This window comes from Carnobacterium funditum DSM 5970 (assembly GCF_000744185.1).
Classification (GTDB): domain Bacteria; phylum Bacillota; class Bacilli; order Lactobacillales; family Carnobacteriaceae; genus Carnobacterium_A; species Carnobacterium_A funditum.
In genome coordinates, this window is sequence record NZ_JQLL01000001.1 from 290,066 (window position 1) to 303,257 (window position 13,192).

Sequence of the window (13,192 nt, forward strand, 5' to 3'; positions counted from 1 at the left end):
GGACAAATTAATAAAGGATAAACTAAAAAGTACGTCGCAACCATAATTATAGGTTTAGTTCCTATTTTAAAAAAGTAGATTGACTATTCCATACAGGTGAACTCGAAAAGGAAAAGGAGATAAAGGATATGAAGCTATATTTTAGTAGAGACAGATTTTATTTAATTGATGAACTATTAATTAGTACAGCCGCAGAAATTAATACAGTAGAAGAACAGCTAAAGGATAAGTGGAATAATAGAGCAGAGGGGGGCTGAAGATAGTAAAAAATAGTATAACTGGAGTATAACTGGTAAAATTAACTTAGAGAAACCGGAAATGCTCATTACGACTATTTCTTATTCTTTAGGACAGACCGCTATTGTTAGCTACACTTATATCCATTTTAATAAATAATCGAGAGAAATTAAACTATAAACATTCATAAGTATTTTTTATGTTTAGGAAGGAGATTATTATGATTCAACTAATCAAAAAACAGTTAGGCTATATTCATCCAGACGATAAAAAAAACAGAACAGAATCACTATCGATTGTTGAAGCAAAAGTACCTAGTGTACTAGTATTTCCACTCTCTATGCATATTGGCTCTCCAGCAGAACCAGTAAAGCAAATTGGAGATAAAGTGAAAATTGGTACCGTTCTTGCTAAAGCTAGTGGAAAAATATCAGCCGCAATTCATTCATCCGTTTCTGGAGAAGTTTTAGCCATCGAAAAAAGACAAACAGTTAATGGTTTAGCTGATTGTATTGTAGTGAAAAACGATCAAAAAGATGAGAAAGAAGCTTTTATAGTAAAGACGGACAAAGAATTAACGAGAGAATTCATTTTAGACGCCGTACAAAAAGCAGGTATTGTAGGGATGGGAGGAGCCGCTTTTCCTACAGTTGTAAAACTTAATCCTCCTCCTGGAGATACTATCGATACCGTAATCATAAATGGAGCTGAATGTGAGCCGTACTCGACTTCAGATCACCGTGTTATGGTTGAATTCAGCGATGAAATCATCAAAGGAATACAAGTAACACGCAAATTGTTTCCCCAATTGAAAAAAATTGTCATTGGGATTGAAGACAATAAACCTGAAGCTATTGAAGCACTTGAAAAAGCAAGTAGTGAGTATTCAGACATATCTATTCAATCTTTGCGAACAATGTATCCACGAGGTTCGGAAAAAAATCTTATTCAAGATATAACTGGAAGAGAAGTTCCGACAGGAGGATTGCCTTCAGCAGTTCACTGTGTAGTAATGAATACTTCTACTACGCGAGCAATTTATCGTGCAGCACTATTAGGAGAACCTCTTTACCAACGTATCGTTTCGGTATCGGGAACACCTATTGCAGAACCGAAAAATCTCCTCGTACGAATTGGAACACCAGTAGATTTCCTGATTGAGCAATGCGGTGGATTTAAAACACGACCAGGGAAATTGTTAAGTGGAGGCCCAATGATGGGTAAAACCTTAGTTGACGGGAGCGTTCCCATCATCAAAGGAACGACTACTATAAATGCTCTTACTTTTGAAGAAGCCCATGTAGGGAATTGTTCAGATTGTATCATGTGTTCTGAATGTCTGAACGTTTGCCCGGTAAGGTTACAACCTATTTTGATTAGTGAAGCCTTTGAACGCGGAGATATTGAAAAAGCAAAGAAATTGGGAGCGATGGATTGTATTGAATGTGGAAATTGTTCTTTTATTTGTCCTTCTAAAATTTCTCTTCTGGAAAATATACGAGGAGCAAAAGCTGCTATAAAAGCTAAATAATAGAAGGTAGGGTGATTGAGTAATGGCACAATCAATGGATCTTAAAGGGAAACTTGTTCAGGGTCAGTCTCCTCATATTCGAATACCAAGAACTTCATCTTGGGTTATGACGCAAGTTCTTATTGCATTAATTCCACCAACAATCGCAGCAACCTATTTCTTTGGTTGGAAAGTCTTGCTTTTAGTAGGACTAGGTATAGTAACAGCTGTATTAAGTGAGTATTTGTATCAAAAATTTAATTATCAAAAGATACGTATTCAAGATAGAAGCGCAATGGTTACTGGTGCTTTAATAGGTTTGAGTTTACCAGTGACTGCTCCTTGGTGGACTGTAGTAATAGGAGCAGTTTTTGCTATTGTAATCGTGAAACAGATGAATGGCGGAATTGGAAAAAATTACTTTAATCCTGCTGTAGCTGCCCGTGTCATGTTGAAATTTTTCTTTTCTCCTTGGATTACCAATTGGGTGTTACCAGGAACAGACGCCGTCTCTAGTGCAACGCCTTTAGCATTTATTGGAGATGGAGCAAAAACTGTGGCTGCAACCATTCCTTCCATTGGAGATTTGTTTATGGGCTTCAACTTAGGTGGAAATGTCGGAGAAACCAGTAAATTAGCTATTTTAATAGGGATGATTTTTTTAATTGTACGACATGTTATTAATCCGAAAATTCCGATTTTATATATTCTCACAACCATGGTAGTAATTGGTTTTTATTCAGAATTTAATTTGGAATTCATGGTAACTCATGGATTATCTGGAACGCTATTTTTCGCAGCTACTTATATGGCTACCGATTATAGTTCTGGCTCGTTAACACCAAATGGAAAAACTGTTTTTGCTATAGGCGCCGGCGTACTAACGGCGTTCTTTAGAGTAACATTCAATTACCCAGGCGGAGTTGGTTTTGCTATTTTAATTATGAATGCTTTAATTCCGTACATTGATCAAAGGTTGATGCCAAGAATATATGGGCACGAAAAACGTCCGGAAGTAACTTTTGATAGACAAGCAAAATGATGGGAAAATGGCTTGGAAAAGGGACGCAGTCAGAGACTATTAATCTCTACCCCTATGTGATAGGACAAAAAGAACTGAGCAATCTTCTAGTTCTTTTTTTAGAATACTGTGTAGATGAGTAACCCAGCAACTTTAAAGAAAGTATGATTTGAATGGTTCCTATTTTTTTCTAATTAGTTCAATAGTTACAGCGAAACGGTAGAATGAAACCAAGTTATTTGACTGAAATCAACCGGGAAATTTTCATCAACCTATTGTATAAGATTTTTTGTTTTTTGCGATAAATTGGATTGCGTCATTTTAATGCAACATTAGTGAAAAAAAAGTCTTTGATTGGGAAGTGAAAACCAATCAAAGACTTTTTTTATTGCTCGATGTGTTCGATGTTATCGATAGTTGTTTGTGGATTCCTGAGATTTCTTTTATAACTAGTTACTAAAATATTTAAACGATTCAGGTATTCTTCGTATTTTAAAATACTAGACATGATATGAATTACAGCGTTACTTTGTGTATAATCTTTATTAACTTTAGCTTCCATATTCGCTTCATTAAAAAATGATTGCATAAATTTTTCTCTAAGAGATTCTTTGTAAGCAATAAAATTTACTTCATTTGGGGCTACTCGCCCATTAAATTTTAACAAGATTTGTTCATGTGCACTCAAAAGAGTTTCTAAGCGTTCGCGAATTTGAATTCTTAATTCTTCAGGAAAATGGTTAAACGAATTTTCGTGTCGATGTAAGATACTAGCCAAGTTGTAAGCGACTTTAGTCGTTGAGATGATTTGACGATAAACAACAATTTTTCTTAATATCTGGAATCGATTTTTTTTCCGAGAATAGGTGCCCTCATCTTTAAACAAAGAATAATAGGTTTCTAATCGATCTAGTTCAGATTTCACCCATTTTAAATCCTTTTTTAAAATGGAATATTCACTATTTTTTCGTACACTAGCTCTAATCCATTTCATGATTTCAGAAGTTGTATAATCTATTAAATGATATAGCTTTTCTTCATATTTAGGAGGGAAAAAAAGTGTGTTGACTAAAAATGCAATAACCACACCCAATAATGTCGCCAAGATACGGATAGTAGCTGAGAAAATAAAATTTGTACCTGGACTCATCATGATGACGACTAATGTTACGGTTGCTAAGCCTATAACAGGTCCGAGATTAAATTGATTCAAAATAGCAATGAGCAAGACTGCTGCAAGTCCAACAAAGATGAAATGATTTCCCAATGTTAGATTAACAACAATAGCTAAAATACCACCTACAATATTAGCGAAGACTCTATCTTTTAAGGTCTTAACAGATCGTTTTAAAGAAGGTTGCAATGCAAATATAGCTGATATGGCAGCTAAGACAGCTGCAGTTTTCATATTTAATAAGTAAGGTATGGCTAAAGCAAGAGTAATGGCTAGACCTGTTTTCATAGTCCTTGCTCCGATTTTCATAAAATATATCCTCTCTCACGCAATTTATTTCGTTTTATTGTTTAAGTTCACTGTTCTGATATTTCTATTTTAGCAAATATTTACAGTAATGAGAAGTGAATGAGTAGGATAAGTGTATTTTAATTAAACTATACCATTTTACCCTTCGTATTGTTCATTTTTTTTAAAAATAATAGAAATTTAAAGCAAAAATAGGATTATACAAATAGATCTGAATCATTCAACATATTTTATCATCTTTAAATAAATAGGGTGTTAGCATACAAACTCATAAAATGGGTATTTATTTTCTCTTCTCCTTTGTTATGACACTGATTTTATATTAGTCAGCTTATCTTATTGTGTTCAAAAAAATGACAAGTTTAAAAAAATTCTAACTAGTTCAATGTAGCATAGAATACAACACTGAAATTGTTTATTACCTATTGAAAATATGGAATTAAAATTTATGCTAGTATTAAGTCGACCCTTTATCACGAAAGAGAAGATTGTCATAAGTTCAATAAAGCCATTCTTTTTGTACCCCTAACGGGTGCCGGGAAATCAAAAGGAAACTAGCATCATAATAGACTATTAGAAGGTTTCTAGAAAAAACCAAAAATGAATTAAGTTAGCGTTTCTATTTTTTAAAAAGGACCAACTTAATTTGAAAAATTGCATTCTTAAGTGATAAACGTTATCATTAAGAAAATAAACATAGGAAATAAAGAAACTATAGAAAAACCAATAATTTAAAAGAATAGGATGAAGAGGAGTTTAGAGATGGTCGCTAATCAGATGGTGCTTCAAACAGTTGAAAAATTAAAAGCTTCTAACATAAGAATAACGCCGCAACGATATGCTGTCTTAGAATATTTAATTGAAGCGGATAGCCATCCAACAGCAGATGATATTTATCGTTCTTTGGTGGAACGCTTTCCTAATGTCAGTGTAGCTACTATATACAATAATTTACGTCTTTTTACAAAAATTGGATTTGTAAAGGAAATGACTTACGGAGATGACTCAAGTCGTTTCGATTTTGCTACGACCCAACATTATCATGCTATCTGTGAAAAGTGTGGAAAGATTGAAGATATCTATTACCCAGGACTTGAAGATATTGAAGAAACAGCACATAACTTAACGGGGTTTAAAGTAACCAATCACCGAATGGAAGTTTATGGGATTTGTCCCGAATGCCAAGAACTTTTGGCTAATGAATAAAACGAATCTTGACGGCAGGAATAATTGTACTTGCGGTCAATGTTATTTTGGAATGAATGATTAAATAGGTAGCCGTCTAATTGATAGGACCTTAGGTTTTCTAGTCCTAATACATTCTTTTTTTATTAACTAATGATAATAATAACGCATACATGAATAAAATGAACAGACTTGAGAACGAGAGAATAGAAAAGGACGGATTAAATATGACCACATTAAATGATGTTGCAAAAAAAGCTAATGTATCTAAAATGACTGTTTCTCGTGTCATTAATCATCCTGAGCAAGTTACGGATGAATTAAAAGAGCTTGTCTTTAAAGCAATGGAAGAATTAAATTATCGGCCTAACGTAGCAGCCAAAGCTTTAGTGAATAATCGTACTCAAATTATTAAGCTATTTATCTTAGAAGAAATGGATACAACAGAACCCTATTATATGAACTTGTTAACAGGCATAGCTCAAGAGCTAGATGCGCGGCACTATTCTTTGCAGTTGGTTACAAAAAATAACTTCGATATTGGTACTTGTGATGGTTATATAATGTGTGGAGTCCGTGAAAAAGATTATGCTTGGATTAGTGGTGCGAATAAACCGGTAGTCTTATTTGGCGAAAATCGACACGGTTTCGATTTTGTTGACTCAGATAATAAAGCAGGTATCTCACTTGCTACACAATATGCGATAGATTTAAAGTACCAAAATGTTATTTTTATTGGGATAGAAATAGATGAGTTATTCGAACTTTCAAGAGAATCTGGCTACCTCCAAATAATGAAAGAAAACCAAAAGATGTCCCAAATTTATCGTTTTGGGAATCACTCTAGACAGGCTGCCAAATTTATTAAAGATAATTGGTCTGAATTTACACCAAACACAATTTTTGTCTGCAGTTCAGATCGATTAGCATTAGGTATTGAACGAGGTATTATTGAAATGGGTGGTGGTATACCAAACGATTTTGGCATCATTGGTCACGATGGCGTGTTTCTAGATCAAATTGCTTTCCCACAACTAACGACTGTAAAACAAGCTGTAATCGAAATGGGTGCTGCTTGTGCTAAAATGTTGTTAAATAAAATTGATCAAGATGGTATTTCCCAAGGATCGGTTCTATTTAAACCAGAATTGGTTATTAGAGGGACTACAAAAAATAAGATGAATAAAGTAAATTAAGATAAAGGGAGGTTTTAGCATCTATGAAAGTCATGATTATCGTCAATCCTTCATCAGGAAGTGAAGAAGCAGAAGAATATGTTAAGCAATTAAAAAATCGTTTAAGTGAACAATATGAACATATTGTAACTAAAGAAACACAGAAAGCTGGAGATGCTATAAATTTTGCTTCTCAAGCATCAAAGGAACGATTCGATGCTATTATTTTAATGGGTGGTGACGGAACAGTAAACGAAGGCATCAATGGTGTTGCAAAACAGGATTATCAACCAACTATTGGTATTATACCTTTGGGTACGATAAATAATTTTGCCCAGGTTTTGGGTATCTCAATGGAACCAAAAGAAGCGATAAATCAATTAAACGTTAAAAGTAAAAAGAATATTGATGTTGGAAAAGTAAATGACCTATTCTTCGTTAGCACAGTTTCGGTAGGTTCCATACCAGAAACAGTTCAAAAAGTAGATAAAGATGCTAAGTCCAAATTTGGGCCACTAGCGTATGTTTTAGAGGGTGTAAAAGCCTTAAACGATGATGAAACGGCAACATTCCAAATGACGATAGATGACAAAGACTTCGAAGACAAGTATAGCCTGTTGTTAATAGGGCTGAGTCAGTCGATTATTGGAATAGGCACAGTATTTTCTTCAGCAAAAATTGATGATGGCTATTTAAACATGCTCTGTTTGAAGGCATCTACAGTTACAGAAAAAGTGAAATTAATTCCAGAAATTCTTCGTAATGATGACAATTATTCAGACAAACTTGTTTACAAGAGATTTAAAATAGCTGACATAAAAACAAAAGAGAATAAAGCATTTGTTACAACAGTAGACGGCAATGAAGGACCTGCTTTTCCAGTTCACTTGGAAGTCTACCAACGATTTTTAACTGTATTTGTACCTTCTGATGATTAAAAAATAACTGATTATGTTATCAAAATCAGGTGCTCTCATTTTAGTGAGAACATCTGATTTTTTTGGGTTCTAAATAGACTGAATGATTTGTTCTAAATAAAGTCTTTATTTTGGCTATCGCATTCAAGTTTGATTAAACTAAGGATAACAGAATTGGGTTAAGGTGCAAAAACAGAAAAATTATAGGAGGCGTTGGTAATGGAAGTAGGACAATCAAAGTGGTGGAAAAATGCCATTGTTTACCAAGTTTATCCAAAAAGTTTTAAGGATACAAGCGGCAATGGAATCGGAGACTTAAGAGGAGTTATTCAAAAATTAGACTACATTAAGCAACTTGAAGTTAATACGATTTGGATTAACCCTATATTTAAATCTCCACAGGTTGATAACGGCTATGATGTTTCTGATTATTATGCTATTGATCCTCTCTTTGGCACGATGGATGATGTTGAGGAACTAATTGAGGAGGCGCATAAACGGGAATTAAAAATTATTTTTGATTTTGTTCTTAATCATACATCTGTTGAGCATCCTTGGTTCCAAGAAGCTTTAAAGGGACTTGATAATCCGCATAGAGGTTTCTATATATGGCGTGATGCCTTACCAAACGGTGATTTACCTAACAATTGGGCTTCCATATTTGGCGGTTCAGTATGGGAAAAAGAACCTGCAGGAAATCAATTTTACTTTCACTTATTCAAAAAAGAAATGCCTGACCTGAATTGGGATAACCCACATGTTGAGAAAGCAATGGAGGATATAGGTAAATTCTGGTTAGACAAAGGGATTGATGGTTTCCGATTAGATGCTTTTATTCATTTGGATAAACTAGACGACTTTCCAAGTGAACTATCAATGAAAAATGGAGAACTAGCCTCTGCTCAAGAAATAAATAAAAACTTACCAAATATTAAAAACTATATTCAGGATCTTACTAGTGGTTTACGAAGAGTTAATCCAGATGTATTTATTTTAGGTGAGGCTGCTTCAGCAGATGTTGAATTAGCGGTCACTTATACTGATCCGAAAAACGATATGTGTGATGCCATTATTTCGTTCATGTTATTTCCTGAAGATCACTCGGTTAAAGATGCACGATTGCCACTTAATATGCAACATTCAATTTTAGATAAAAAAGAATTCAAAAAAATAATGACAGAGTGGCAAGAGAAATTGGATCCATTTGGAGGACCAACACTTTATTGGAATAACCATGATATGCCACGAGCTGTTTCTCGCTTTGGGGATGATAGTCAGTACCGAGAAAATAGCAGTAAAATGTTAGCCACTTTAATGTATTTACAAAAAGGGATTCCTTTTATTTTAAATGGTGAAGAAATAGGAATGTGCAATTTGAGTCATACAAACCCGCAAGAATTTGAGACGCCTGGTGCAACGGCTTTTTATGCGAAATCCAAAGCCTTAGGGTACACAGAAGAACACATTTTAAAAGAATTAAACAGCACAGCACGTGATGTAAGTCGTGGGGTTATGCAATGGGATAATTCTGAATACGCTGGATTTTCAACCATTTCACCGTGGAGTGGTGTTAATAGAGAAGAAAAATACAATGTTTATGAAGAAGACAAAGATCCTAAAAGTATTCTATCTTACTATCGAAAAGTACTGAAATATAAAAAATTACCAATTTTTACTGATGGAACCTTTCGTATGATTCAAATGAAAGAAAGTCTATACAGTTATGAACGGGTGCTAGGTAATCAACGTGCGATAATCATATGTAACTTTTCAGATACAAAGGAGAAAATTATACAACCTGGACTTATAGATAATGACTGGGAAATATTGCTTCGAAACGATGAGAACGATATCGATTGTAATTGTATTACCTTAGGTCCATATGGCGCGATAGTGTTACTCAAAAATACAGGAGTTGAAAAAAAGCAAGAGATACAAAAATAAACGAGTCATTTAATTGCTACATCTTTTTGTTACCGTTAACATCGCGAATAATATTGTAAGTGCTTACGTATTTGAGTATCCTTAATTTAAGTTCATTTGAACAAATGAAGGAGGTTTAAGATGATATGACAACTGAGTGGTGGAAAGAAGCCATTGTTTATCAAGTCTATCCAAGAAGTTTTCAAGATAGTAACAATGATGGAGTGGGAGATTTAAAAGGAATTATTGATCGTCTTGATTATATTCAATCTCTAGGCGTAACCGTCATTTGGTTGAATCCAATCTTTACTTCGCCACAGATTGATAACGGATATGATGTATCTAATTATTATGAAATCGACTCTCTTTTTGGTTCAATGGAAGATACAGAGGAACTAATCAAACAGGCTCACAATCGTGGTTTAAAAGTTATATTTGATTTTGTATTAAATCATACGTCAGATCAGCATCCTTGGTTCCTAGAAGCGTTAAAAGATCCAGATAATCCTTATCGAGATTATTACCTTTGGGCGGATGGGAAAGCGGAGGGCCAGTTGCCAAACAATTGGGCTTCTTTCTTTGGAGGATCTGTTTGGGAAAAAGAGCCTTTAGGGAAACAATACTATTTTCATTTATTTGCTAAAGAGATGCCGGATTTAAACTGGGGAAATCCAAATGTACAGTCAGCTATGTTAGAAATTGCTTCTTTTTGGATGAAAAAAGGTGTTGATGGATTTCGTTTAGATGCTTTCATTCATATGGATAAAGAAGAAGGTTATCCAGATGTTCCTAGTACAGTAGATGGAGAATTGGTTTTAGCTGAAAATTATTATGCTAATTTACCTAAAGTGAATGAGTACATGAAAACATTTGCTCAAGCATTGCGTAGCCAATATCCAGATGTCTTTTTAGTCGGTGAAGCTGCTTCAGCGACTATTGATTTAGCTGTCAATTACTCAGACCCAGTAAACGAGGCTTGCGATGCGGTCATTACCTTTCGTTATTTCCCGGAAGACGAGACTCAAAAGGATGCTCGTTTACCAATGTCAATGCAGTCGGGTAATTTAGATATTAAAAAGTTCAAAGAAACAATGGTTGAATGGCAAGAGCGACTAGCAGATTTTGGCGGACCAACACTTTATTGGAATAACCATGATATGGCAAGGGCCGTTTCACGCTTTGGAGATGCTGTTCATTACCGAGAAAATAGTAGCAAGATGTTAGCCACTTTGATGTATTTACAAAAAGGGATTCCTTTTATTTTAAATGGTGAAGAAATAGGAATGAAAAATTTAGAAATAAAAGCGATTGAAAACTTTTTTGCTCCAGAAGCAAAGGTATTTTATAAAAAAGCGTATGATTTAGGCTATCGTTCAGATTATATTCTTAAAGAATTAAACTCGACCAGCAAAGATGCTAGTCGAGGAGTAATGCAATGGGATAATTCAACATTCGCAGGCTTTTCTTCGACTACTCCATGGAGTGGGGTCAATATAGAGCCTGATTATAATGTGGCTAACCAGGAGGAAAAGACGTCCAGTATCTTGAATTACTATCGAAAATTGCTATCATACAAAAAAACGCCTTTGTTTACAAAAGGAAGTTTCAAATTAGTTGAAACGAATGACCATTTGTATTGTTATGAACGCAAACTTGGCGATCAAACGGCTTTAATTTGTTGCAATTTGACAAATCAATCTTTCATTTATAGTGATTCTCGTTTTTCAAATGAAACGGTCACGGTGCTATTGTCTAATGGAGATAATTCTTTAGAACATCAACAAATCAGGTTAGAACCATATGGCTCAGTAGTATTAGTCCTTGAAAATGAAAAAAAGACAACTGATGAAAAGCGGATAAATGTTATTTGAAAATAAAAAGCATTGCCTAAATAAAATAGTAGAAATGAGGAATAGAGTGAATGGAAACTTCAGCAATTTTTCATAGGCCTGAGAGTGAATATGCCTACCTTTATACAAAAGATGAAATGCACATTCGGATACGTACTAAAAAAGGAGACGTTTCCAAAGTAAATATTATCAGTGGTGATCCTTATTTACATGACCAGAAAAAATGGTATCTGGAAAACGTTCCAATGGATTTAATCTTAAGCACAGATATTCATGATTATTGGTTAATTAAAACTGGAGCAGAGTTTAGGCGTTTGTCTTATGGATTTCATGTTATTGGTAACGACGGTACTGAAGTTTTTTATGGAGATAGAGGCGTTTTTCCTTATGATGAAAAATACTTAGCCTTTGCTAATTCTTTTTTTCGAATGCCTTATTTCCAAGAAATTGATCGTTTTAAAGCGCCTGATTGGGTGAAAAAAACAATCTGGTATCAAATTTTTCCAGAGCGATTTGCTAATGGTGACACGAGTAATGATCCAGCAGGCACTTTGCCTTGGGGAAGTAAAAAACACCCAACACGTGATGATTTTTATGGTGGAGATTTACAAGGGGTTATTGATAATTTAGATTATCTAGTTGATTTAGGAATAAATGGTATTTATTTTTGCCCTATTTTTAAAGCGACCTCGAATCATAAGTATGACACGACAGACTATTTTGAAATTGATCCAGATTTTGGTGATAAAGAAACGTTTAAAAAATTAGTTGATGAAGCACATAAAAGAGGGATACGCATCATGTTGGATGCAGTATTTAACCATCTGGGGATGTTGTCGTATCAATGGGCAGATGTTATTGAAAATGAAGAAAAGTCTAAATATGCTGATTGGTTCCATATCCATGAGTTTCCAGTAAAATTAGATGAGAGTTTAACAACTGAAGAACTAGAAAATGTCGGTCAAGTACCGTATGATACCTTCGCTTTTACCGGTCATATGCCTAAATTAAACACAGCTAATCCAGCTGTTCAAGACTACTTATTAGAAGTTGCAGCTTATTGGATTCGTGAATTTGATATTGACGCTTGGCGTTTAGACGTAGCTAATGAAGTTGACCATCATTTCTGGAAAAGGTTTTATCAGGTTACAACAGATTTAAAAGAAGATTTTTATATTTTAGGAGAAATTTGGCACTCTTCTCAAAGTTGGTTACAAGGTGATGAGTTTCATGCAGTCATGAACTATGCTTTTACTGGCACAATAGAAGATTACTTTGTGCAGAAGAGGATCACTGCTAGTAAAATGGTCTCAGGGTTGAATGAACAACTAATGTTGTACCGGCAACAGGCGAATGAAGTGATGTTTAATTCTTTAGACTCCCATGATACTGCTCGTATACTAACAATCAGTGCAGGAAATAAAGATAGTGTGAAGTCGAGTCTGGCATTTACATTTATGCAATACGGTTCACCTTGTATTTATTATGGTACTGAGGTTGGAATGGATGGATTCGATGATCCCGATTGCCGAAAATGTATGGTTTGGAATGAAAAAGACCAAGATTTAAACATGCTAGCATTTACAAAAGAATTAATTGAGTTCAGAAAAAATTACCAAGATATATTGAGTTTTGGTAAATTAGAATGGTTTGATATTAGAGACGAAGAAAATGTTATTGGTTTCAAACGCTCATTTGGCGAACAAACGATTGTTGCTTACTTTAACCAAGGGGATGAAGAGTTAGCAATAACGTCAACTAGTCAAGCAGACAGTATCCTATCTCATTTAACCTCTAATAAAGGTGAGTTACTGACAATTAAGAAAAATGGTTTTGTTGTGTACAAAGAAAATATAAAGGCGTAAATAATAATCGTTATTATTTTTTTAAA

10 protein-coding genes are annotated in these 13,192 nt (G+C 34.4%); 9 read left to right on the top strand and 1 reads right to left on the bottom strand.

Annotation, left to right across the window (positions count from 1 at the left end; all coding sequences use genetic code 11):
* The first annotated feature begins 128 nt into the window (after positions 1 to 128).
* The 3 genes from BR44_RS12015 (at position 129) to BR44_RS01240 (ending at position 2,789) form a co-directional block, all read left to right on the top strand.
* Positions 129 to 257, top strand: coding sequence for a hypothetical protein (locus tag BR44_RS12015; protein ID WP_281173115.1), 129 nt, complete (start codon positions 129 to 131; stop codon positions 255 to 257).
* A gap of 200 nt (positions 258 to 457) precedes the next feature.
* Entirely contained in the window at positions 458 to 1,768 is a 1,311-nt protein-coding gene (gene rsxC / locus BR44_RS01235; protein ID WP_034549915.1) for an electron transport complex subunit RsxC, read from the top strand.
* Between the two features lie 22 nt (positions 1,769 to 1,790).
* Complete coding sequence (locus tag BR44_RS01240) at positions 1,791 to 2,789, top strand: RnfABCDGE type electron transport complex subunit D (protein ID WP_034549917.1); 999 nt, start codon at positions 1,791 to 1,793, stop codon at positions 2,787 to 2,789.
* 364 nt (positions 2,790 to 3,153) lie between these two features.
* Here BR44_RS01240 and BR44_RS01245 read toward each other — a convergent pair whose 3' ends face one another.
* Positions 3,154 to 4,251, bottom strand: coding sequence for an FUSC family protein (locus BR44_RS01245; protein ID WP_034549920.1), 1,098 nt, complete (start codon positions 4,249 to 4,251; stop codon positions 3,154 to 3,156).
* 762 nt (positions 4,252 to 5,013) lie between these two features.
* On the opposite strand from BR44_RS01245, the gene BR44_RS01250 reads away from it, so the two are divergent.
* The 6 genes from BR44_RS01250 (at position 5,014) to BR44_RS01275 (ending at position 13,166) form a co-directional block, all read left to right on the top strand.
* Positions 5,014 to 5,457, top strand: coding sequence for a Fur family transcriptional regulator (locus tag BR44_RS01250; RefSeq protein WP_034549922.1), 444 nt, complete (start codon positions 5,014 to 5,016; stop codon positions 5,455 to 5,457).
* A 206-nt stretch (positions 5,458 to 5,663) separates the two neighbouring features.
* Positions 5,664 to 6,632, top strand: coding sequence for a LacI family DNA-binding transcriptional regulator (locus BR44_RS01255; protein ID WP_034549924.1), 969 nt, complete (start codon positions 5,664 to 5,666; stop codon positions 6,630 to 6,632).
* 23 nt (positions 6,633 to 6,655) lie between these two features.
* Entirely contained in the window at positions 6,656 to 7,549 is an 894-nt protein-coding gene (locus BR44_RS01260; RefSeq protein ID WP_034549925.1) for a diacylglycerol/lipid kinase family protein, read from the top strand.
* A 198-nt stretch (positions 7,550 to 7,747) separates the two neighbouring features.
* Positions 7,748 to 9,472, top strand: coding sequence for a glycoside hydrolase family 13 protein (locus tag BR44_RS01265; protein WP_034549927.1), 1,725 nt, complete (start codon positions 7,748 to 7,750; stop codon positions 9,470 to 9,472).
* 125 nt (positions 9,473 to 9,597) lie between these two features.
* Positions 9,598 to 11,322 carry a glycoside hydrolase family 13 protein gene (locus BR44_RS01270; protein ID WP_051912451.1) on the top strand — a complete coding sequence of 575 codons (1,725 nt, stop codon included), beginning with the start codon at positions 9,598 to 9,600 and terminating at the stop codon, positions 11,320 to 11,322.
* 50 nt (positions 11,323 to 11,372) lie between these two features.
* Positions 11,373 to 13,166: a glycoside hydrolase family 13 protein gene (locus BR44_RS01275; RefSeq protein WP_034549929.1), complete on the top strand. Its 1,794-nt coding sequence runs from the start codon at positions 11,373 to 11,375 to the stop codon at positions 13,164 to 13,166.
* Positions 13,167 to 13,192: the final 26 nt, after the last annotated feature.